This window comes from uncultured Modestobacter sp. (assembly GCF_947486615.1).
GTDB lineage: Bacteria > Actinomycetota > Actinomycetes > Mycobacteriales > Geodermatophilaceae > Modestobacter.
In genome coordinates, this window is the sequence record NZ_CANKUD010000016.1 from 69,439 (window position 1) to 89,890 (window position 20,452).

The window sequence follows — 20,452 nt, forward strand, 5'->3', positions numbered from 1 at the left end:
GCCCGCGGTGATCGACCGGCGTGGCCGGCACCGGAGAGCTACCAACGCGTCATCGAGTGCGGAGAGTGCCCACGTGGATCGTCGTCCGGCGGCTGTGCCGCTCGCCCTGCTCCTCCTATTGGCCGGGTGCACCGGCTCGGGGGACGACGGGGACGCCGCGGCGACGTCCGGTGCTGCGCCGCGGGCGGTCGAGTGGGGGGCCTGCGAGGTCGAGGTGCCGGCCGGCGTCGAGCTGGACTGCGGCACGCTGGAGGTGCCGGCCGCCCGCGAGGACCCGGACGCCGGCACGGTCACCCTGGCCTTCGGGGTGGTCCGCACCGCCGCCGAGGAGCCGGCCGACGACCCGGTCGTCTACCTGTCCGGCGGGCCGGGGCAGGGCGCGCTGGAGTTCGTGCCCCTGGCGTTCGAGCAGCTGTACGAGCCGCTGGCCCAGGACCGGGACCTGATCCTCCTCGACCAGCGGGGCACCGGCCTGAGCGAGCCGTCGCTGGCGTGCGACGAGTACAGCTCCTGGGTCCGGGAGTCGCTGGGGTCCGGTGAGCCGGTCGAGGAGCTGGCGGCCCAGGCCACCGCGTCGCTGGCGGAGTGCAACCAGCGGCTGGTCGACGAGGGCATCGACCTCGCCGACTACGACAGCGCAGCCTCCGCCGCCGACCTCGACGACCTGCGCCGCGCGCTGGAGCTCGAGGAGTGGAACCTCTACGGCATCTCCTACGGCACCCGGCTCGCGCAGACCGCCGTGCGCGACCAACCCGAGGGCATCCGGTCGGTGGTGCTGGACGCCGCCTACCCGATCGACGCCGACCTGTACGAGGAGGGCCCGGGCAACGCCGCCCGGGCGATCGAGGCGCTGTTCGCCACCTGCGCCGCCGACGCCGGGTGCGCCGCGCGCTTCCCCGACCTCGAGCAGACCGTCACCGACCTCGTCGCGCAGCTGGACGCCGCCCCGGTCCCGGTCACCGTGGTCGACCCGACGACCGGCGAGCGGGTGCAGAGCCCGCTGGACGGCGCCGGCCTGGTCGGGTTCCTGTTCCAGAGCATGTACTCCACCGAGCTGATCCCCTTCCTGCCCGAGGTCATCGACGAGGCCGCGAACGGCGAGTTCGGCACCATCGGCCTGCTGCTCGGCGCCTCGGCCCAGCAGCTGGACCTGGTGAGCGTGGGGCAGCAGCTGTCCGTGCAGTGCCAGGAGGAGGTCAGCTCCAGCGACCGGGACGCCGTGGCGCAGGCGGCCACCGAGCACCCGCTGGTCGAGGGCTTCTTCACCGGCAACCCGACCCAGGGGCCCGGCATCTTCGACGTCTGCGCCGACTGGGGCGCCGGGGAGGGCGGCCCGGGCGAGGACGAGGCGGTCAGCAGCGACCTGCCCACCCTGGTGCTGGCCGGCGAGCTGGACCCGATCACGCCGCCGCGCTGGGGCGAGCAGCTGGCCGAGGACCTCTCGAACGCGGTCTTCGTCGAGTTCCCCTACACCGGGCACGGCTCGGTGGGCACCCACGAGTGCGCGGCGCAGCTGGTGCAGGAGTTCCTGGCCGACCCGGACGCGGAGCCCGACGTCTCCTGCGTCGAGGACGTCGAGCCGCCGGTGTTCACCGCCGAGGGCGTGGCCGTGGAGACGGTGCCCTGGGAGAACGAGGACCTGGGCGTCTCCGGCGTCCGGCCGGAGGGGTGGGCCGAGGTGCTGCCGGGGGTGTTCCAGCAGTCGCCGCTGGTCACCCTGGTGCAGCAGGTGGCCCCGGGTGCCTCGCCCGACCAGGTGCTGCAGCAGCTGGCGGCCCAGCTGGGCGGCGACGCGCCCCGGCCGGTGGACCAGGTGCAGACCGGGTCGCTCAGCTGGGACCTGTACCAGGTCGACGACCTCGGCCAGCGGGTCGACCTGGCCCTGGCCGAGACGCCCGCCGGCCTGGCGGTCGTGCAGCTGACCAGCAGCCCGGCCCGCCGCGACGTCCTCCGGGAGCAGGTGTTCCTGCCCGCGGTGCAGGCCTTCGACCCGGGCGCCTGACCTCAGCGCGCGGCGGGCAGCGGGTCGCGGAGCACCGGGCAGGACATGCACCGCGGGCCGCCCCGCCCGCTGCCCAGCTCCGACCCGGCGATGGCCAGCACCTCGATGCCGGCCGCCTCGAGCGCGGCGTTGGTGACCGTGTTGCGCTCGTAGGCCACCGCCAGCCGGGGAGCCAGGGCGAGGGTGTTGTTGCCGTCGTCCCACTGCTCCCGCTCGGCGGTGACCGGGTCCAGGCCGGTGTCGATCACCCGCAGCCGGTCGATCCCCATCGCCGCCGCGGCCGCGACCAGGAACGGCTGCGGGCCGCGCACCGACAGCTCGGTGGTGTCCGCGGCGTCCGGGGGCTCGTCGCCGGCGGTGACCGTCCAGGCCTGCAGGGTGTCGGCGACCGCCGGGTACATGACCATCGCGTCGACGTCGACCATCGTGGCGATGGTGTCCAGGTGCATGGTCGCCCGCTCCTGCGCGATGGGGACGACGAGCACGGTGTGCGCCAGCCCCCGGGCGAAGACCCGCCGGGCCAGCCGCTCGGCCCCGCCGGCCGTCGTCCGCTCGCCGACGCCGACCGCCACCACGCCCGGGGAGAGCAGCAGGACGTCGCCGCCCTCCAGGTGCTCCAGGTGCGGCCCGTAGAGCTGCTCGACACCGGCGAAGCGTGGGTGGTGGGTGTAGAGCGCGGCGGTCAGCGCGCTCTCCCGGTCGCGGGCCGGCATGGCCAGCGAGGTGACGGCCACCTGCCCGCCGACCCACACCGAGGAGTCGCGGGTGAACATCAGGTTGGGCAGCGGCGGGACGACGAACTCACCGCGCCCCATCAGCTGGTAGGCCAGCCCGCGGCCGCCGCGCAGCTCGTCGTGGGCGACCCCGGAGATCAGCGCCTGGGCGAGGTCCGCCGGGGCCAGGCCGTCGAGGTGGGCGGTGGTGGCGTGCCGCAGCGTGGCCCCCAGGCGCGGGTCGTCGACGGCGGCGGTGATCACCTCGGCGCGGGCGTCGGGCACCGCCATCACCTCGGCGAGCAGCCGGTCCAGGTGCAGCACCTCGACCCCGCGCTCGGTCAGCGCCGCGGCGAACGCGTCGTGCTCCTCCTGGGCGCGGGCGACCCACGGGACGCCGTCGAAGAGCAGCTCGTCGTTGTTGCGCGGGGTCAGCCGGCGCAGCTCGGCGCCGGGCCGGTGCAGCAGCACGGTGCGCAGCCGGCCCACCTCGCTGGTGACGCCGGGGGTCGCGGTGTTCGGGGCGCTCATGCCCCCGAGCCTGCTGGATCTTGCTCGGCGCGGCCAGCCCGGGCCCGTGCGGCCGCGTGGTCCACTACCGGGGTGACCCCCGTCGACCCGCCCCCCGGCGGTCAGCCCCGGTGGCTGGTCGTGCTGCTCGCCGCCGGGCTGTCCCTGCTGGTGGCCGCGGTGCTGCTGCTCCTGCTGCAGCTGGTCGGGGTCGAGCAGATCAGCCTGGTCGGGGTGCTGCTGGTGCTGGTCGCGGCCGCCGTGGTCGGCGGCTACGGCACCCGGGCGCTGGCTGCCCGGCTGCCCCCGGTGGGGCGTCGCCCGCGCGGCTGACCGGCTCGCCGCGGGTCTCCCGGCCGGCGCCGTGCCCGCAGACCGGGTCGGCGGCGGGGCTCAGCCGTGCTGGAGCTCGGCCTCGGTCGGCGGTCGGTGACCGGCGTGCGACAGCGTCTGGCGCAGCAGCGCCTCCAGGTGCCGGTCGGCGAGGGTGTAGATCACGAAGGTGCCCTCGCGCCGGTTGGTGACCAGCCCGGCCAGCCGCAGCTTCGTCAGGTGCTGGCTCACCGCGGTGGGTGAGGTGTGCGCCAGCTCGGCGAGGCAGGCCACCGACGTCTCGCCCTGCATCAGGGCCCACAGGATGTTCAGCCGGGTGGGGTCGCCCAGCATCCGCAGCGCCTCGGCGGCCCGGCGCACCTCGTCGGGCTCGGGCATGGCGAAGCCCTCGATGCCCTGGTGACCCACGTGGTCAGGGTAGCTGGCCGGCGGCCGGAGCCGGCCGGTCTCGGTGCGCGGTCACCCCGGTGGGTCACCTCGAGGCACCCGCCAGGCCTCGACCGGGCGGCCGCCGACGAGGTGCTCGGCCACGATCCGGGGCACCTGGTCGGCGTCGAGCTGCCCGTACCAGGTGTCCTCGGGGTGCACCACGAGCCACGGTCCGCGGGCGCAGGGGAACAGGCAGCCGGTGGCGGTCACCAGCACGTCGTCGTCGCCCAGGCCGGCGGCGTCCAGCTCACCGGTGAGCGCCGCGGTCACCTCCGCCGCGCCGAGCGCGGCGCACCGCGGGCCGCGGCAGGCCAGCACGTGCCGGCGGTGCGCCGGCACCCGCTCCCACGCCGGCACGGTCAGCGGCGCCGCCGCGGTGCCCAGCCGGGTGGTCGGTCCCGTCGCCGTCCGGGCCAGCGCAGCCGCCACCTCGCCGGTCGCCGCGAGGGGCTCCGCCAGGTGGACGGCGGGGGCGTCCTCCACCGAGCGCAGCCAGTGGGCGACCACCCGGCGCAGCCAGGCGACCAGGTAGCGGTCCGGCGGCAGGTGCGCCGGCACCAGGACCACGTCGGTGACCCGGTCCGCGCGGGCGTCGTCCAGGGCGGCGGTCACCGTCGGGCCGTGCCCGTCCAGGACGGCGACCCGGGCGTCCGTGCCGCCGGCGGCGAGCGCGGCGACCGCGGGCTGCAGCGCCCCGACCGGATCGGCGTGCAGGCCGGTGCGGGCGACCAGCAGCACCCGCCGGGTCACGGCCCGCTCGCGATCGCGACCAGCGGGCCGTCGCCGAAGGGGGAGTCGACCAGCTGCCCGCGCACGCCCCACACGTCGGCCAGCAGCCGGGGGGTGAGCACCTCGGCCACCGGCCCGGCGGCGGCGACCCGCCCGTGCTGCAGCACCACCAGCTCGTCGCAGAACCGGGCGGCCAGCGTGAGGTCGTGCAGCGCGGCCAGGGTGGTCACGCCGATCTCGCGCACCAGCCGCATGAGCTGCAGCTGCGCGGCGACGTCCAGGTGGTTGGTCGGCTCGTCGAGCACCAGCAGCTCCGGCTCCTGGGCCAGTGCGCGGGCCAGCTGCACCCGCTGGCGCTCGCCGCCGGACAGCGTCGGCCAGCTGCGGTGCGCCAGCCCGGTCACCCCGGCCCGGTCCATCGCCCGGGCCACCGCGGCCCGGTCGGCGTCGGACTCCGCGGCGACCAGGCTGCGGTGCGGGGTGCGGCCCAGGCCGACGACGTCGGCGACCGTCAGGTCCAGCTCGGTGCCGGCGTCCTGCTCCATCACCGCGACCCGCCGGGCCAGCGCCCGGCGGGGGAGAGCCAGCACGTCGTCGCCGTCCAGTCGCACGCTGCCGCCGGACAGCCGGCTGAGCCGGGCCACCCCGCGGAGCAGCGACGTCTTGCCCGAGCCGTTGGGGCCGAGCAGGCCGGTCACCCCGCCGGTGGGCACGGTGAACCCGACGCCGTCGACGACCGTGCGGCCGCCGGCCGCCCAGGTGGCGCCCTCGACCTGCAGCGTCACGACCGGCTCCGCTCGCGGCGCAGCAGGACGACGAACAGCGGCACCCCGACGAACGCGGTGAGCACCCCGATCGGCACCTCGGTGTCCCCGAGCAGGGTGCGGGCCAGCGTGTCGGCCCACAGCAGGAAGACCGCGCCGACCAGGGCGGCGACCGGCAGCAGCCGCCGGTGCAGCGGCCCGAGCACCAGCCGGACGGCGTGCGGCACCACCAGGCCGACGAACCCGATCGACCCGGCCAGCGCCACCATCGCGCCGGTGAGCAGGGCGACCGTGCCGTAGAGCACCCACCGGGTCACCTCGACCGGCACGCCCAGGCTCGACGCGGCGCGGTCACCGAAGGCGAAGGCGTCCAGCGCCCGGGAGCCGGCCAGCACCACCGCGCCCAGCACGCCGACGACGACGGCGGCCACCGCGACGGCGTCCCAGCGGGTGCCGGCCAGCGAGCCGACCGTCCACCGCAGCACCCGCCGGGCGGCGTCGCTGTCGCCGGAGGAGAGGACGACGAAGGAGGTGACCGCGTACGCCAGCTGGCCGACCGCGACCCCGGCCAGCACGGTGCGGCCCGGCGGCAGCGCCCCGCTGCGGCCGGTGGCCAGTGCCAGCACCAGCGCCAGCGCCAGCACCGCCCCGGCGAACGCCGCGAGGGAGACGGCGAGCTGACCGCCCAGCGTGGTGACGCCGACGCCGAGCACGATCACCAGCACCGCGCCCACCGACGCCCCGCCGGAGATGCCCAGCAGGTACGGGTCGGCCAGCGCGTTGCGGGTGAGCGTCTGCACCACGGCGCCGGACAGCGCCAGCCCCGCGCCGACCAGGGCCGCGCCGGCGATCCGCGGCAGCCGCAGCTGCCACACGATGTGCTCGGTGAGCAGCGGGACGTCGTCCCGGGCGAACACCGCGCGCACGACCGTGCCCAGCGACAGGTCCGCCGAGCCGATCGTCACCGCCACCAGGGCGCTGAGCACCAGCAGGGCGACCAGCGCCGGGACGACCAGCACCGGCGACCGGGGCAGCCGCAGCGCGCTGAGCGCGGTCACCGGCCGAGCGCGGTGAGCTGTTCGGCGAGCGAGGCCACGCCGTCGGCGTTCCGGACGCCGGGGGTCGACTCGGTGAACGGCAGCTCCACGTACCGCTCCTCCCGGACGGCGGTGAGCGCCGACAGTGCCGGGTCCGCGGCGAGGTACTGCTTCTTCTCCTCGACGGTGGACCAGACGGCCTCCGGCAGCACGATGACGTCGGGGTCGGCGGCGACCACCTGCTCCCAGCTGACGTCGGCCCAGGTGCCGGGCACGTCGGCGAAGACGTTGGTGGCGCCCACGGAGTCGATCAGCAGCTGCGGGCCGCCCTCGCCCACCCCGGTGAACGGCGTGGTGTCGCCGCTGTCGTACCAGAACACGGTCAGCCCCTCGCCGGCCGTGGCGATCGCCGGGTCGGCCAGCAGCTCCTGCTGCTCGGCGACCAGTTCCTCGGCGCGGTCCTGCACGCCGAAGACGCTGGCGACGTCGCGCAGCTCGCCCCAGACGTCGTCGAAGGTGACGCCGTCGGCGCCGGCGGACTCGCCCGGGGTGTCCCGGCCGCAGCCGAACGGGGAGACGTAGGAGGGGATGCCGAGGTCGGCGAGGTCGGCCTGCGAACCGGCGGCGTCCCCGGCGAACGAGGTGAGGTAGGACCCGTAGACGAAGTCCGGCTCGGCGGTCAGCAGCGTCTCGGTGTCCGGGTACTCCTCGGACAGCACCGGGACGCTCGCGTACTCCTGCGCCCAGCGGTCGGCGACCGCGTCGTCCAGGTAGGCGGTGCCGACCATCCGGTCGGCCAGGCCCAGGGCGAGCATCACCTCGGTGGCCCCCTGGTTGATGGTCACCGCGCGCTCGGGCGGGGCCGGCACGGTGGCCTCGTGGCCGCAGCTGCTGACGGTGACCGGGAAGCCCGCGGTGGCGTCGGCGGCCCGGGCGGTGTCGGGCTGGTCGGAGCCGCAGCCGGCGAGCAACCCCGCCGACAGGGCGACGGTCATCAGGGCGGATCGGGTGGACGTTGACATGGGCATGCGGATGCAGCCGCCTTCCAGCACCTCGTGGACGGACTCGGTGCCGTGGCCGGTCTCCTGGCTCAGGGGTCGCTGCGGCCGCGCCGCCTTCCCGGACCGGTCGGTCCAGTGACTGCCCGCGCAGGACGCGGGCGTGGCGCAGCAACTACCCCTTCACAGTGGCGAGGGCCGCGCCGGCATTCCACCGGCTTCCCGAGCACCACGGCAGCCGGGACGCTACGAGGCGGTGCCCCGGCCTGCCAACGGCGCACCTGCGCAGCTGTGCAGGTGCGCCCGCTCGCGTCCCGGTCGGGCCGCCCCGCCGCGTCCCGTGACGAGGAGAGTGGTGCGGGGCTCGATCAGGTGGTGGTCGGTGCCGCGCCGGGGTGGGGGAGCAGTCGGGAGAGCCCGGCCCGCGCCAGCGGCGCCTCCAGCTCGGTCGGCACGGCGAGCAGCTGCAGCTGCTGCCCCCGGCGCTGGGGCTTGCGGCTCAGGTGCACCAGCAGTTCCAGCCCGGCCGGGTCGATCGCGGTGACCGCGGCCAGGTCGGCCCGCTCCGGCCACGCCGTCGGCGGGACCAGCAGCCGGAAGCGGCGCACGGCCTCGCGGTCGATCCGGCCGGCGAAGCGGAGAAGGGGCCCGGTCTGGTCCTCGATCCGGAGCACCTCGCCCGAGCCGGGCTCGGTGGCGTGGTCGTGACCGCTGGACATGGGCACACCCATACCCCGTCTGAGCTGCTGAAACGCGACCAGTCGGGCAGCAGTACCCCGGGGTTGACGATCCCCTGCGGGTCCAGCTGCCGCTCCACCGCACGCAGCACGTCGGCGCCCACCGGGCCGATCTCCCGGTCCAGCCACGACCAGCAGGCAGCCCGAGCCGTGCCGCCGGGCGTCCAGCGCCCGGGTGGACGCCCCGGCGCGGCTGGTGCACCGGTACGGCACCGAGGCCCCTGTGGTCGCTGCGCTCGGGAGTGGGCTGGTGGTCGAGGGACGGGAGGAGACGGTGGGGGAGCTGCGCTTCGCCGTCCGTTCCGAGGGAGCGCGCACCGTGGCCGACCTGCTGGACCGGCGCACCCGGATTGGCCTGGGCACTTCCGACCGGGAGCGCGCCGTGGCGGTGGCCGGAGCGGTGCTCGCCGAGCTCTGGGCCTCCGGTTCGAGTTGCGCCTTGCACCTGAGCTGCCGATAGCTCCTCCGCAGGCGCAACCGGACGTCGTCCGGTCGGGCCGTTCCGGTGCAGCAACCGGTCGAGGACCTCGGATGGTCCGCCGACCGCGGCACCGGTGCGGTGGGGCCGGCGCCGGTCTCCCCGCCGGCGTCGGGGGAGAGGAGTGTTCAGTGAGCGTGTCGAACGGGACCCCGGGTCCGGAGGCGACGACCGTCGAGTCGGTCGCCGACCTGGGCTGGTGGCTGGTCGACGGCGGTGCCCAGGTGGTGGCCGGGCCGTTCCCGACCCACGTGGACGCCGCGCTCTCCGAGGTCTCCTCCGGGGTGCCCACCGACGCGGTGGTCGCCGCCTACGGCGTCCGCCGGGACGACGGCACGCTGGCCCGCCGCTTCTCCCCGGACGACCGCGCCTTCCTCGCCCACCTCTCCGCGCAGCTGGACCGGCTGGCCGACGACTGGGACCTGCTGATCTCCGACGCGGACCCGCTCACCGGGCTGGTCTGCGAGGTCGCCGCCGCCTTGGCCGAGGCCGGTCTGCCGCTGCACGACTGCTCGGGCCGCACCTCCAGCAAGGCCCTCGGCGGGGTGTGCCTCACCCCCAGCCCGGCGCAGCAGGCGGTGATCGTCTCCTGGGCCCAGCACGACCGGATCTCGCTCGGCCAGGCCCGCGGGCGGCTGGCCGAGGGGGCGGTGCAGGACACGATGACCGCCGCGGTCGGAGAGGTGCTCGTCGCCTTCGGCTTCGTCGTCGAGGGCCTGGGCGACGCTGCCGCCCACCTGGTCCGGGCCGCGGAGGGCCACCCCACCGTCTGGGAGTGAGCTCTCGGGCTGTGCGGGAACTGGGCACCGCCGGGGGACGACCAACTCATCGTGAACCGGTTGACGCTGATGCCCGCCGGCATTGTCATCGCCCCGGCGGCTGGCCACCTGGAGCTCGCGGCCCCCGGCGCCGGCACGGGTGGGGACGGCTGATGGTCTCGCGGCTGAGCCGCCGGGCGTTCCTGGCCGGCGGTGGCGCGGTCGTCGGTGGTGCCACCGTCGGGCTGGCCGGCACCGCACTCGGTGCCGAGCCGGCCACCGCGCCCGCCCTCCCCGAGGACGCCACCGGCCGGTCGACGGTGCCCTTCCACGGCACCCACCAGGCCGGGGTGCGCACGCCGCCGCAGGCGGCGGCCACCCTGGTGGCCGTCGACCTCGCCGCGGGCACCACCCCCGCCGACCTGACCCGGCTGCTGCGGGCCTGGACCCAGGACGCCGAACGGCTGACCGCCGGCGTCCCGGCGCTGGGCGACACCGAACCGGAGCTCGCCACGGTGCCGGCCGGCCTGACCGTGACCGTCGGGCTGGGCCCCGGCGCCTTCGACGTGACCGGGCTGGCCGACCGCCGCCCCGAGTGGCTCGCCCCGCTGCCGGCCTTCGGCATCGACCGGCTGGATGAGCGCTGGTCCGGCGGTGACGTGGTCGTGCAGGTGTGCGCCGACGACGCGGTCACGGTGGCGCATGCGGTGCGCGTCCTGGCCAAGCAGGCGCGGCCGTTCGGCACCGTGCGGTGGGTGCAGCACGGCTTCCGCAACAGCGCCGGCTCGCTGCCCGCCGGGCTCACCCACCGCAACCTGATGGGCCAGGTCGACGGCACGGTCCAGCCGCTGGACGGCGTCGAGGACGACCTCGTGTGGGTCGGCGACGACGGCCCCGGGTGGCTGCGCGGCGGCACCGGGATGGTCGTGCGCCGCATCGCCATGCACCTGGATGCCTGGGACGAGCAGGACCGGCCGGCGAGGGAACGGGTGGTCGGTCGCCGGCTGAGCGACGGGTCGCCGCTCACCGGCACCCGGGAGGAGCACCCGGCCGACCTGACCGCGGTCGGCGAGGACGGCCTGCCGGTGATCGACACCGCGGCGCACATCCGGCGCGCCGGGCCGCTGCACCGCCGGGAGCGGATGCTGCGCCGGCCCTACAACTACGCCGCCCCGCCGCCCCCCGGGCAGCTCAGCGACAGCGGCCTGCTGTTCATCGCCTTCCAGGCCGACGTGGCCGCCCAGTTCGTGCCGATCCAGCAGCGGCTGGACGAGCTCGACCTGCTCAACCAGTGGACGACGCCCGTCGGGTCGGCGGTGTTCGCGGTGCTCCCCGGCGTGGCGCCCGGGCAGTACCTGGGGCAGACCCTGCTGGAGAGCTGACGCCGGCCGCGGCCGCGCCGGCGCGGCCGATGCCGACCCAGCGGCGCAGCGCCTCGTCGTCCAGCACGTCGGGCCGCACCAGGAGCCAGCCGTCCAGCTCGCGGCCGCGCATGACCATCCGGTCCACCCCGTGGGCGGCGACCAGCTCGCCGGCCAGGGCCGGGTCGCAGCGCACCATGAGGCCGTCCTGCCCGGCGACGGCCACGGCCATCGCGCCGTCGACGAGGAACGCCAGGCCGCCGAACATGGCCTTCTCCGACAGCCCCGGCTGGGTGGCGAACGCGGCCCGCACACCGTCGGCCAGCTCCCGGTCGTAGGTCATGCGCGCAGCATGCCGCGTCGACGGGTCGCCCGGGCGGTTGCCGGCACCGGATGTCCGTCTTGATGGTCCGGTCTCGCTCACTGGGAAACAAGTCCCACTGAGCGGTACTGAGCGCCATGATGTCGGCGTGGACACCTACACGCACGGGCATGCCGAGCCCGTCCTGCAGTCGCACCGCTGGCGCACCGCCGAGAACTCCGCCGGCTACCTGCTCGCGGAGCTGCGCCCCGGGCTCGACGTGCTCGACGTGGGCTGCGGTCCGGGCACGATCACCGTCGACCTGGCCGCCCGGGTGGGGCCGGGGCGCGTCGTCGGCCTGGACGTCGCGTCGGCGCCGCTGACCGAGGCCCGGGAGCTCGCGGCCCGGACGGGGGTGGACGTCGAGTTCGCCGTCGGCGACGGCTACGCGCTGGACTTCCCGGACGGCTCCTTCGACGTGGTGCACGCCCACCAGGTGCTGCAGCACCTGACCGACCCGGTGGCGGCGCTGCGCGAGATGGCCCGGGTGTGCCGGCCCGGGGGAGTGGTCGCCGTCCGGGACGTCGACTACGCGGCCACCACCTGGTTCCCCGCCGCGCCCGGCCTCGACCGGTGGCTGGAGCTCTACGGGCAGGTGGCCCGGCACAACGACGCCGAGCCCGACGCCGGCCGGCGGCTGGTGTCCTGGGCGCACGCCGCCGGGCTGCGGGAGGTCACCGCGACCACCTCCGCCTGGTGCTTCGCCAGTCCCGCCGAGCGGGAGTGGTGGGGCCGGTCGTGGGCCGGGCGGGCGACGTCGTCGGCCTTCGCCGAGCAGGCGGTGGCCTACGGCCTGGCCACCCCGGCGCAGCTGCAGGAGATCGCGGACGCCTGGCTGGACTGGGCCGCGGCCGAGGACGGCTGGCTCGGCATGCTCCACGGCGAGCTCCTCATCCGGGTCTGAGCACCGGCGCAGTCGTGTCGAGCCCGGTCAGGTCGAGCCGGGCCAGGACTCGGGCTGGGCCGGGAGGTTGAGCCGCGCCAGGTGACGTTGAGCCGCGTGCTGGCGCGGCTCAACGTCACCTGGTGCGGGTTGACCCTGTCCGGCGTTGCGGCGGCGCCGTGCTCAGGCGGCTGCCGGCACCGGCGCCTCGTCGGCATGCGCGATGTGCCGCAGCGAGCGCCAGATGAGCACCACGAACACCGCCGACCCGGCGAAGGCGAACCAGAACGGTGCGGTGACGCCCCAGTGCTGGGCGAGCACGCCGCCCAACGCCGAGCCCACCACCAGCCCGCCGTAGACGCCGACCACGTTGACGCTGCCCACCCGCCCCTGCAGGGCGCCGGGCACCGCCCGCTGCCGGACGGCGACCGACGTCGTCCCCCAGATGAAGGCGTGCGCACCGAACGCGAAGAAGACCGGCAGCGCGACCCAGGCGCTGGTGGTGAGGGCCAGCGCGAGGTGGGTCAGGGTCTCCACGACCAGGCCGATCCGCATCAGGTCGCTCAGGCTCACCCGGCGGGTGATCCAGCCGTAGGTCAGGCCACCGACGATGCCGCCCACGGCGCCGACGGTGGTGACCAGCCCGAAGCCCACCTCGCCGAGCCCGATCCGCTCGGTGGCGTAGAGCACCAGCACCGACCAGGCGGCGCCGAAGGTGACGTTGAAGATCGTGATGGTCAGCACCAGGGTGCGGACGGCGGCGTGGTGCCGCACCCAGCGCACCCCCTCGGCGATGTCGTGCCGCATCGCGGTGCGCGCGCCGGTGCGCGGCTCCCGGGCCGGCAGGACGACACGGGTGACGAGCACCGCGCCCAGCGCGATCGCCACCGCCTGCACCCCCAGCGCCCACGCGGCGCCGACGGTGAACAGCGCTGCGCCGAGCGGCGGACCGGCGAGCTGGTTGACGGTGATGAACCCGGTCTGCAGCCGGGAGTTCGCCACCGCCAGGTCATCCCGGGCCACCAGCATCGGCACCAGCGTCTGCGAGCTGTTGTCCGCGAACACCTCGGCGGTGGCCAGCAGGAACAGTGCTGCCAGCACCACGGCGATCGTCACCCGCTCGGTGACCACCGCCAGGGTCAGCACCACCAGCACGGCGGCGCGGCTCAGGTCGACGACGAGCACGATCAGCCGCCGGTCGAGCCGGTCGGTCAGAGCCCCGGCGAGCAGCCCGAACAGCAGCGCCGGCAGCCACTGCACGGTCGCGGCGAGGGCGACCAGCAACGGGTCGCCGGTCAGTGAGGCGACCAGCAGCGGCCCGGCCGCGAGCAGGATGCCGTCACCGAGCTGGGAGGTCCAGGAGGAGGCGAGCAGCCAGCGGAAGCTGCTGCCGAGCCGGGCCGGGACGAGTACCTCACCGATGCGGCTCACGAGGACCGGACCCTAGCCGGGCCCGAGGACGGCGTCGTCCGTTTTCGCCCACGGCGCACGTTCCACGTGCAACCTCACCGGGCCACGCCGGGGACGACGGCCATGTTGGCCAACATGGCCGGACCCTGGACGGCGACCCGCGCCGGGCCTGCTCGGGCAAGGAGCGGCCATGTTGGCGAACATGGCCGGAGGCGGGTCAGGCGGGGGTGGGGAAGCGGACGTGCGCCTCGAGGGTCTGCAGCGAGCGGTGCATCCCGATCGTGACCGCGCTGAGGGCGAAGAAGCCCTCGTCGTCGCCGATCTCCGAGGCGCGCACCAGGCTGGTCAGCCGGCTCGCGGCGGCCAGCGCGGTGGCGACGGCGGCGTCGCGCTGGTCGGGCTCGGTGTCGGTGTCGTGGTACGGCAGCCGGACGACCCCGGCCAGCCCGTCCAGCGCGTCGGCGACCACCCAGCCGGTGCCGTCGTCCACCCGGTCCAGGCCACGCCGGTGCGGCTGGAACTCCACGACCAGCGTGGTGAGGTCGTCGATCAGGACGGCGACGCGGTCCAGGGCGCGGGACTGCTCGCGGATGCTGGCCGCGGTGCCCTGCCAGCGCCGGGCCCGCGGGTTGGCCCGGCGGGCCCGCTCGACCTGCGCCTCGGCCGAGCGCATCCGGTCCAGCGCCCGGTCCAGCTCGTCGCCGCGGGCCTCCCACTCCCCGGGGCCGGGCACCTGGCCGTTGCGCAGCGCCGCGGCGATCGTCTCCAGGTGCTCGGCCAGCAGCGCGCGGGTGCGGGCGACCCGCTCGACGGCGGTGGTCAGCTGCAGCGGCGGGAACAGCAGGCTGGTCACCAGCACGCCGATGGCGGCGCCCAGCAGGGTCAGCCCCGCGTAGCGCACCGCGTACTCGGTCGGGTCCGCCGTCCCGACGGTGAGCATGAGGACGGCGGCGAAGCTCACCCAGCTGGCCTGTTCGCGGAACAGTGACCGCCACTGCTCGACCACGATCGCCAGCGCGACGATCAGCGCGATGGTCAGCGCGTTCGGCACCGCCCGGGTGACCTCGTAGACGACCACGGCCAGCGCGAAGCCGACCAGGATGGCGGTGAGGCTGCGCCACGCGGCCGAGGCGGAGTCGGCGATCGTCGGGCTGACCGCGATGACCGCGCCCAGCGGGGCGTAGTAGGCGTACTCCGACAGCGACGGCGGCAGCAGCAAGGCCACCTGCCACGACAGTCCGGCCGCCAGCGCCGCCCGGACCGCCCGTTGCACCCACGGCTGTTGCAGCCGCCCGATCACCCACCCCACCCGGCCAGCATGCGGCCTGCCCGCCACCCGGTGGGAGCGGGGGGAGGGTGACGTCGCTCGCGCGGGTCAACCCGCGCCACCGGAGGTGGAGCTGCGCCGTGGCACGGCTCCACCTCCGGCCGGGCGGCTCAACGCCGGCCAGGGCTCAACCCCGGTCAGGGCCCAGTCCGGGTCGGCCCAGTCCTGGTCGGTTCAGCCTTGACGGGCGGCGTTGGCCTGGACGGCGGTGCTCACGTACTGCGCCAGGCCCGGGGTGATCCGCTCGTAGTAGGCGGCGAACCGCTCGTCGGCGACGTACATCTCGCCGAGGCAGCCGTGCAGCTGCGGCGGGCAGTCGTAGAACCACCGGCCGATGTGCTGCCGGTGCTCCTCGGCGAGGTCCATGGGCTCAGCGGCGTCCGCGGGGGTCCCGGCGGCCAGCGCCGCGGCGAACCGGCCCTCGATGTCGTCGGTCTCGGCCTTGACCCGCAGCCAGTCCTCCTTCGACATCGCCGCCGTCCGGCGCTGGGACTGGGCCCACGCCTCGGTGTCGCCCCACTTCTCCTCGGCCTCGGCGGCGTACTCCTCCGGGAGCCAGTCACCGAACACCTCGAACCGTTCCTCCGGGGTCAGGGAGATCCCCATCTGCCGTGCCTCCATCTCCTTCTCCACGGCCGCGACCATCGCCGAGGTGGCCTCGAGCCGTTCCCGCAGCAGCCGGTGCTGCCGGCGCAGGTGCTCCGCGGGGTCGGCGTCGGGGTCGTCCAGCAGGGTCGCGACCTCGTCGAGGGGGAACCCGAGCCCGCGGTAGACCAGCACCTGGTGCAACCGGTCCAGGTCGCGGACGTCGTAGCTGCGGTAGCCCGCCGACGTCCGTTCGCTGGGCCGCACCAGCCCGATCCGGTCGTAGTGGTGCAGCGTGCGCACCGTGACCCCGGCCAGCCGGGCCAGCTCGCCCACCGTCCAGCTCATCGCCCCTTCTCTCTCGTTGACGGAGGCCACGCAACAGCCTGACGCAACGTCAGGCGCAACCCCGACCGCCAAAATGGTCATTTTGGCGGTCTGAAGGGGTTCGGACGGCGGGGTGGCGGGGAGACCTGAGGGCATGGCCGACGACGTCCGCACGCCCGTGCCCGCCGACGACCCGTTCCCGCGCTCGCGGGTCCGGGTCGGGGAGCAGGAGATGGCCTACGTCGACACCGGCAGCGGCGACCCGATCGTCTTCCTGCACGGCAACCCGACGTCGTCCTACCTGTGGCGCAACGTCATCCCGCACGTGCAGCACCTCGGGCGCTGCATCGCCCCGGACCTGATCGGCATGGGGGAGTCGGACAAGCTGCCCGACCCGGGGCCGGGCACCTACTCCTTCGACCGGCACGCCCACTTCCTGGCCGAGTTCATGCGGGCGGTCGGGGCCACCGAGCGGGTGACGCTGGTGCTGCACGACTGGGGTTCCGGGCTGGGCTTCGACTGGGCCGCGAAGAACCCGGGAGCGGTGCGCGGCATCGCGTTCACCGAGGCGATCGTGACCCCGGTGATCTGGGCGGACTGGCCGCGCGCGGCGAAGCCGGTGTTCCAGGCGATGCGCGGCCCCGACGGCGAGCGCAAGGTGCTGGACCAGAACGTGTTCGTGGAGAAGATCCTGCCCGCCGAGGTGAAGCGCGGGCTCTCACCCGAGGCCCACGACCGCTACCGGGCCCCCTTCCGGGAGCGCGAGGACCGGTGGCCGACGCTGGAGTGGCCGCGGCAGATCCCGATCGAACACGCACCGCCGGACGTGCACGACATCGTGGACCGGTACGGCCAGTGGCTGGCGTACAGCGAGGTGCCCAAGCTGTTCCTGAACGCCGACCCCGGGTCGATCCTGGTCGGCCGGCAGCGCAAGCTGGTGCGCCGCTGGCCGGCGCTGACCGAGGTCACCGTGCCGGGCGGTCACTTCATGCCGGAGGACTCCCCGGACGAGATCGGCCGCGCGCTCGCCGAGTGGATCCCGACGTCGGGCTGAGCCGGCGGCTCAGCCGTGCCGGCCGGTGCCCTGCCGGTCGTGCCTGATCTGGGTCATCGCCTCGTTGGCCGCGGCGAGCAGCGACTCCGGGGTCGAGGCCCGGCCCGACAGCGCCACCCCGACGCTGAGCCGGACCCGGTGGGGAACGTCCGGCCGGGGGTGCAGCGGCTCGTCGAAGGCGGCGGCGACCCGCTGGGCGATGCCCTGCGCGTCCTCGACCGCGACGATCCCCGGGCAGAGCAGCACGAACGTCTGGGCGCTGATCCGGGCGACGACGTCGCCCTGACGAACGGCGGTGACCAGCCGGCCGGCGGCCTCGGCGCGGGCGGCGTCGGCGGCGGGGGACCCGTGGGTGTCCTCCAGGGCGGTGATCCCGTCGAGGTTGCAGGACAGCACGGCCAGCCGGCCGGTGTCCGGGCCGGCGGCGGCCAGCGCCAGCTCGAGCCGGTCGACCAGCAGGCTGCGCACCGGGAGACCGGTGAGGGGGTCGGGGACCGTCCGCTGGCGCAGCCGCTGCGCGAACTGGCGCTGGGCGGCGATGACCGCCGCCGTCTGCACCAGCACGTCCTGCGACTCCTCGAGCCGGATGGTGTCCATGGCCTCTCCCGTTCTCCTGCGGCCGCATGCGGGCCCGTCCACCGGTGAGGTCGGCAGGACGGCGGGGTCACTTGAGAGAGACGCAGGGAACCTGCCCCTTGCGGGTGTCAGGCCAGGAAGTCCCGACCGTCGTACGGTCGGGGCATGAACGACGTCGCGGTGGTGGTGCTCGTCGTCCTCGCGGTGCTGGTGACCGTGGCGACGGTGCTCTGGTTGCGCCGGCCCGCCCAGGACGAGGGCCCCCGGCTGATGGGCAACGACCCCGCGCCCTACGACGACCCGGCCCAGGCGGACGCCCGCGGCGCGGTCAACAAGAGCAGCTGGATGCTGGGCGGTGGAGGCGGGGGCGGCGGTGGCTGATCAGGTCAGGGCGCGGACCGTCTCCACCACGGCGACCAGCGCGAACACCAGGAAGAGCCCGGCGGCGACCCGGTGCAGCAACCGCACCGGCAGCCGGTCGGCGAGCTTGCGGCCCAGGAACGCGGCCAGCCCGGAGATCACCAGCAGCGCCGCCCAGGCACCGACGAACACCGAGAGCGGCTCCTCGTACCGGGCGGCCAGGCCGGCGGTGGCCAGCTGGGACAGGTCGCCCCACTCCGCGGCGAACAGCACGCCGAAGGAGATCGCCGCCGCCCGCAGGAACGACGTCTGCTCCCGGGCCTGCGCGGCCGCCTCGTCATCCTCGTCGTCCTTGCGGGACTCCCGCCACAGCAGGACGGCGCCGGTGAGGAAGAGCACCGCGACCACGGCGCTGACCACCGCCCCGGGGAGCAGGGACAGCAGGCTGCCGGCGGTGACCGCGATGGCGACCTGCAGCCCGAACGCCGCGCCGACGCCGACGAAGACCGGCAGTGGCGGGAACCGGGTGGCCAGCACCAGGGTGGCGAAGAGCGTCTTGTCGGGCAGCTCGACGGGCAGGATCAGCACGAAGGCGGCCAGGATGACCGAGGGGACCACGGGTTCTCTCTCTGCTCGCGCCACCGGGCGGCTGCGCGGGGGCGCCTCCGACCGGCAGCACACCGATGGGTGGCTGCGGATCGGAAGGTCTCGCCCACCCGCGAGGACGCGGGCCCACTGACCGGGCGCGCGGACGCGCCAGCATGTCGACCAGTGGTCGGGGGGCTACTCCCCTTCTGCTCCGGCGACAGTAGCCGACGCCGCGCCCGGTGCGGGTGTGACGTCGGCGGCGGGTCAGCCCGCCGGGGTCACCGGGTGCGCCCGCTCGGCCGCTGCGGTGGCGGCCCGCAGCACCTCCTTGACCGGCAGCTGCAGCTGCCCGGCGAGCGCGGCGACGTCCTCGAACTCGACGCTGACGTTCACCACCCGGCCGCCGGACCGGGCGACCTTCACCCCGATCTGACCGCCCAGCACCTCGACCCGCGCCTGGGCGCGGTCGAGGGCGACCTTGCGCACCGGCTGCACCCGCATGCCGATCGTGGACGTCGTCGCGACCACGACGTCGTGGACGGCGACCAGCGCGCCGGGCCGGCACAGCACCGACAGGGTGTGCGCCGGGCGGCCCTTCTTCATCAGGATCGGGGTGAGCCAGGCGTCCGAGGCCCCGGCGGCCAACAGCTCGGTGAGCACGCCGGGCCACAGCCGCGGGTCGAGGTCGTCGACGTTGGTCTCCAGCAGCAGCTCGTCGGCCGGCTGGTCGGCCGGCTCGCCCAGCACCAGCCGGACGACGTTGGGCAGCTGCTCGGGGTCGCGTCCGCCCGCACCCGAGCCGACCCGCTGCACCCGCATGGCGGGCAGCGTCGTCCACTCGGCCACGAGGGCGGCCAGCAGCGCCGCGCCGGTCGGGGTGCAGGTCTCGGCCGGTACCGGTCCGGCGACCACCGGCACGCCGCGCAGCAGCTCCAGCACGGCGGGTCCGGGTATCGGCACGACGCCGTGCGCGCCGCGGGCCGAGCCGCTGCCCAGCGCGACCGGGGAGGCGGTCAACGCGTCCAGGCCCAGGTGCGTGAACCCGGCGACCACGCCGACCACGTCGGCCAGCGCGTCCAGCGCCCCGACCTCGTGGAAGTGCACCTCCTCGGCCGGTACCCGGTGCACCCGCCCCTCGGCGACCGCGAGCCGCTCGAACACGGCCAGCGCGCCCTCGCGCACGGCAGGGGGCAGGACGGCGTCGGTGAGCAGCGCCCGGACGTCGGCCCACGTGCGGTGGACGTGGCTGGGCGGGGCGTGCACGTGCACCCGGGTCGCGCCCAGCCCGTGCCGGGTGGCCGGCTCGGTGGTGAGGGTGATCGGCTCGACCGGCAGCGCGGCCACCGGTGCCGCCAGCACGTGCAACGGCACCCCGGCGTCGACCAGCGCACCGAGCAGCATGTCCCCGCTCGCCCCGGCCGCCAGGTCCAGCCACCCGATCGTCACCCGTCGATCATGGCCCACCCGGCTCGGCGCACGACCTAGGGTGCGCGGCGATGGCCCACTTCGACGAACCCGGGGCCTGGAGCCGCTACAACGCGACCCAGGTCGACCGCGCGCCCCGGCCACTGGCCGCGGCGCTGGTGGAGCACGCCGGCGAGGGGGCGGGCCGGCTGGCACTCGACCTGGGCTTCGGCGCCGGCGTGGAGACGGCGCTGCTGCTCGACCACGGCTGGCGGGTGCTGGCGATCGACGGCGACCCGGCGGCCGGTGAATCCCTGACCGCCCGTCTCCCGGCGGGCCAGGCCGAGCGGCTCACCGTGCGCACAGAGACCTTCGCCGAGCTCGACGCGCTCCCGCCGGCGCACCTGGTGCACGCCGGCCGGTCACTGCCCTACGCGGGAGCGCGCCTGCCGCGGCTGTGGCAGCTGATCCGGGGCGCGCTGCTGCCCGGGGGCTGGATGGCCTGCGACCTGTTCGGTGAGCGGGACACCACGGCCGACGCCGACGACATCGCCACGCTCACCGACGCCGAGGTCGACCGCCTCCTCACCGGCCTGGACGTCGTCCGGCACGAGGTGCAGGAGGCCGACGGCGCCGCCTACGCCGGCCCCCAGCACTGGCACACCCACTCCGTGCTGGCCCGCCGGCCGCCCACTGTGCGCTTACCGGGGTCTCAGCTCGGCTGAGAC

23 protein-coding genes and 1 riboswitch are annotated in these 20,452 nt (G+C 75.5%); of the genes, 9 read left to right on the forward strand and 14 right to left on the reverse strand.

From position 1 onward, the window contains the following. Window positions 1–73 precede the first annotated feature (73 nt). Entirely contained in the window at window positions 74–2,002 is a 1,929-nt protein-coding gene (locus Q1A09_RS21395) for an alpha/beta hydrolase (protein ID WP_299959988.1), read from the forward strand. Window positions 2,003–2,004: 2 nt separating this feature from the next. Here Q1A09_RS21395 and Q1A09_RS21400 read toward each other — a convergent pair whose 3' ends face one another. Beyond that, window positions 2,005–3,246 (reverse strand): arginine deiminase, encoded by a 1,242-nt coding sequence (locus Q1A09_RS21400; RefSeq protein ID WP_299959991.1) that lies wholly within the window; start codon window positions 3,244–3,246, stop codon window positions 2,005–2,007. 72 nt (window positions 3,247–3,318) lie between these two features. Between Q1A09_RS21400 and Q1A09_RS21405 the strand changes: the two genes are divergently transcribed. Beyond that, entirely contained in the window at window positions 3,319–3,558 is a 240-nt protein-coding gene (locus tag Q1A09_RS21405) for a hypothetical protein (protein ID WP_299959993.1), read from the forward strand. Window positions 3,559–3,618: 60 nt separating this feature from the next. Here the strand turns inward: Q1A09_RS21405 and Q1A09_RS21410 are convergent, their stop codons facing one another. The 6 genes from Q1A09_RS21410 to Q1A09_RS21435 all read right to left on the reverse strand — a co-directional run bounded on the left by Q1A09_RS21410 (window position 3,619) and on the right by Q1A09_RS21435 (window position 8,234). Then, window positions 3,619–3,966 carry a helix-turn-helix transcriptional regulator gene (locus Q1A09_RS21410; RefSeq protein ID WP_299959996.1) on the reverse strand — a complete coding sequence of 116 codons (348 nt, stop codon included), beginning with the start codon at window positions 3,964–3,966 and terminating at the stop codon, window positions 3,619–3,621. 51 nt (window positions 3,967–4,017) lie between these two features. Next, window positions 4,018–4,737, reverse strand: a complete 720-nt coding sequence (locus tag Q1A09_RS21415; protein ID WP_299959999.1) for a ferredoxin — start codon at window positions 4,735–4,737, stop codon at window positions 4,018–4,020. After that, window positions 4,734–5,501, reverse strand: coding sequence for an ABC transporter ATP-binding protein (locus Q1A09_RS21420; protein ID WP_299960002.1), 768 nt, complete (start codon window positions 5,499–5,501; stop codon window positions 4,734–4,736). The genes Q1A09_RS21415 and Q1A09_RS21420 overlap by 4 nt, the downstream gene beginning before the upstream one ends. Then, on the reverse strand, window positions 5,498–6,538 hold the full coding sequence (locus Q1A09_RS21425) for an iron ABC transporter permease (RefSeq protein WP_299960005.1): 1,041 nt from the start codon (window positions 6,536–6,538) through the stop codon (window positions 5,498–5,500). The genes Q1A09_RS21420 and Q1A09_RS21425 overlap by 4 nt, the downstream gene beginning before the upstream one ends. After that, on the reverse strand, window positions 6,535–7,512 hold the full coding sequence (locus Q1A09_RS21430; RefSeq protein ID WP_299960008.1) for an ABC transporter substrate-binding protein: 978 nt from the start codon (window positions 7,510–7,512) through the stop codon (window positions 6,535–6,537). Before Q1A09_RS21430 ends, Q1A09_RS21425 begins: the two co-directional genes overlap by 4 nt. A 62-nt stretch (window positions 7,513–7,574) precedes the next feature. Continuing rightward, window positions 7,575–7,764: riboswitch (cobalamin riboswitch) on the reverse strand. A 119-nt stretch (window positions 7,765–7,883) separates the two neighbouring features. Continuing rightward, a complete protein-coding gene (locus tag Q1A09_RS21435; RefSeq protein ID WP_299960011.1) occupies window positions 7,884–8,234 on the reverse strand; it encodes a lipid asymmetry maintenance protein MlaB in 351 nt (116 codons plus the stop codon). A gap of 193 nt (window positions 8,235–8,427) precedes the next feature. Between Q1A09_RS21435 and Q1A09_RS21440 the strand changes: the two genes are divergently transcribed. The 3 genes from Q1A09_RS21440 to Q1A09_RS21450 all read left to right on the forward strand — a co-directional run bounded on the left by Q1A09_RS21440 (window position 8,428) and on the right by Q1A09_RS21450 (window position 10,870). Beyond that, a complete protein-coding gene (locus Q1A09_RS21440) occupies window positions 8,428–8,712 on the forward strand; it encodes a glycerol-3-phosphate dehydrogenase C-terminal domain-containing protein (protein ID WP_299960014.1) in 285 nt (94 codons plus the stop codon). 149 nt (window positions 8,713–8,861) lie between these two features. Then, entirely contained in the window at window positions 8,862–9,509 is a 648-nt protein-coding gene (locus Q1A09_RS21445) for a hypothetical protein (protein ID WP_299960017.1), read from the forward strand. Between the two features lie 152 nt (window positions 9,510–9,661). Continuing rightward, the gene (locus tag Q1A09_RS21450; protein ID WP_299960020.1) at window positions 9,662–10,870 is read left to right on the forward strand and encodes a Dyp-type peroxidase; all 1,209 of its coding nucleotides are present in this window, start codon (window positions 9,662–9,664) and stop codon (window positions 10,868–10,870) included. On the opposite strand, the gene Q1A09_RS21455 is transcribed toward Q1A09_RS21450, so the two are convergent. Further along, window positions 10,773–11,192, reverse strand: a complete 420-nt coding sequence (locus tag Q1A09_RS21455) for a TfoX/Sxy family protein (RefSeq protein WP_299960023.1) — start codon at window positions 11,190–11,192, stop codon at window positions 10,773–10,775. The genes Q1A09_RS21450 and Q1A09_RS21455 overlap by 98 nt on opposite strands. Before the next feature lie 127 nt (window positions 11,193–11,319). On the opposite strand from Q1A09_RS21455, the gene Q1A09_RS21460 reads away from it, so the two are divergent. Then, on the forward strand, window positions 11,320–12,114 hold the full coding sequence (locus Q1A09_RS21460; protein ID WP_299960026.1) for a methyltransferase domain-containing protein: 795 nt from the start codon (window positions 11,320–11,322) through the stop codon (window positions 12,112–12,114). Between the two features lie 162 nt (window positions 12,115–12,276). Here Q1A09_RS21460 and Q1A09_RS21465 read toward each other — a convergent pair whose 3' ends face one another. The 3 genes from Q1A09_RS21465 to Q1A09_RS21475 form a co-directional block, all read right to left on the reverse strand. Next, a complete protein-coding gene (locus tag Q1A09_RS21465; RefSeq protein WP_299960029.1) occupies window positions 12,277–13,524 on the reverse strand; it encodes an MFS transporter in 1,248 nt (415 codons plus the stop codon). A gap of 196 nt (window positions 13,525–13,720) precedes the next feature. After that, window positions 13,721–14,812, reverse strand: coding sequence for an aromatic acid exporter family protein (locus tag Q1A09_RS21470; RefSeq protein WP_299960032.1), 1,092 nt, complete (start codon window positions 14,810–14,812; stop codon window positions 13,721–13,723). A gap of 192 nt (window positions 14,813–15,004) precedes the next feature. Next, entirely contained in the window at window positions 15,005–15,763 is a 759-nt protein-coding gene (locus Q1A09_RS21475) for a MerR family transcriptional regulator (protein WP_299960035.1), read from the reverse strand. Window positions 15,764–15,896: 133 nt separating this feature from the next. Here Q1A09_RS21475 and Q1A09_RS21480 point away from each other — a divergent pair, with 133 nt between their 5' ends. Then, window positions 15,897–16,796, forward strand: coding sequence for a haloalkane dehalogenase (locus Q1A09_RS21480; RefSeq protein ID WP_299960038.1), 900 nt, complete (start codon window positions 15,897–15,899; stop codon window positions 16,794–16,796). Window positions 16,797–16,805: 9 nt separating this feature from the next. Here Q1A09_RS21480 and Q1A09_RS21485 read toward each other — a convergent pair whose 3' ends face one another. After that, the gene (locus tag Q1A09_RS21485; RefSeq protein WP_299960041.1) at window positions 16,806–17,393 is read right to left on the reverse strand and encodes a GGDEF domain-containing protein; all 588 of its coding nucleotides are present in this window, start codon (window positions 17,391–17,393) and stop codon (window positions 16,806–16,808) included. A 144-nt stretch (window positions 17,394–17,537) separates the two neighbouring features. Here Q1A09_RS21485 and Q1A09_RS21490 point away from each other — a divergent pair, with 144 nt between their 5' ends. Further along, complete coding sequence (locus Q1A09_RS21490) at window positions 17,538–17,753, forward strand: hypothetical protein (RefSeq protein WP_299960044.1); 216 nt, start codon at window positions 17,538–17,540, stop codon at window positions 17,751–17,753. Here the strand turns inward: Q1A09_RS21490 and Q1A09_RS21495 are convergent, their stop codons facing one another. Both Q1A09_RS21495 and larC read right to left on the reverse strand, forming a co-directional pair. Then, window positions 17,754–18,350, reverse strand: a complete 597-nt coding sequence (locus Q1A09_RS21495; protein ID WP_299960047.1) for a TMEM165/GDT1 family protein — start codon at window positions 18,348–18,350, stop codon at window positions 17,754–17,756. 234 nt (window positions 18,351–18,584) lie between these two features. Then, a complete protein-coding gene (gene larC / locus Q1A09_RS21500) occupies window positions 18,585–19,766 on the reverse strand; it encodes a nickel pincer cofactor biosynthesis protein LarC (RefSeq protein WP_299960050.1) in 1,182 nt (393 codons plus the stop codon). Between the two features lie 50 nt (window positions 19,767–19,816). Here larC and Q1A09_RS21505 point away from each other — a divergent pair, with 50 nt between their 5' ends. Beyond that, window positions 19,817–20,449, forward strand: coding sequence for a trans-aconitate 2-methyltransferase (locus Q1A09_RS21505; protein WP_299960053.1), 633 nt, complete (start codon window positions 19,817–19,819; stop codon window positions 20,447–20,449). Window positions 20,450–20,452: the final 3 nt, after the last annotated feature.

Coding starts and splice junctions, on each gene's coding strand:
- Q1A09_RS21400 (WP_299959991.1), bottom strand. CDS start 3,246: ATGAGCGCCCCGAACACCGCGACCCCCGGCGTCACCAGCGAGGTGGGC.
- Q1A09_RS21430 (WP_299960008.1), bottom strand. CDS start 7,512: ATGACCGTCGCCCTGTCGGCGGGGTTGCTCGCCGGCTGCGGCTCCGAC.
- Q1A09_RS21435 (WP_299960011.1), bottom strand. CDS start 8,234: ATGTCCAGCGGTCACGACCACGCCACCGAGCCCGGCTCGGGCGAGGTG.
- Q1A09_RS21450 (WP_299960020.1), top strand. CDS start 9,662: ATGGTCTCGCGGCTGAGCCGCCGGGCGTTCCTGGCCGGCGGTGGCGCG.
- Q1A09_RS21455 (WP_299960023.1), bottom strand. CDS start 11,192: ATGACCTACGACCGGGAGCTGGCCGACGGTGTGCGGGCCGCGTTCGCC.
- Q1A09_RS21475 (WP_299960035.1), bottom strand. CDS start 15,763: ATGAGCTGGACGGTGGGCGAGCTGGCCCGGCTGGCCGGGGTCACGGTG.
- Q1A09_RS21480 (WP_299960038.1), top strand. CDS start 15,897: ATGGCCGACGACGTCCGCACGCCCGTGCCCGCCGACGACCCGTTCCCG.
- Q1A09_RS21485 (WP_299960041.1), bottom strand. CDS start 17,393: ATGGACACCATCCGGCTCGAGGAGTCGCAGGACGTGCTGGTGCAGACG.
- Q1A09_RS21490 (WP_299960044.1), top strand. CDS start 17,538: ATGAACGACGTCGCGGTGGTGGTGCTCGTCGTCCTCGCGGTGCTGGTG.
- Q1A09_RS21505 (WP_299960053.1), top strand. CDS start 19,817: ATGGCCCACTTCGACGAACCCGGGGCCTGGAGCCGCTACAACGCGACC.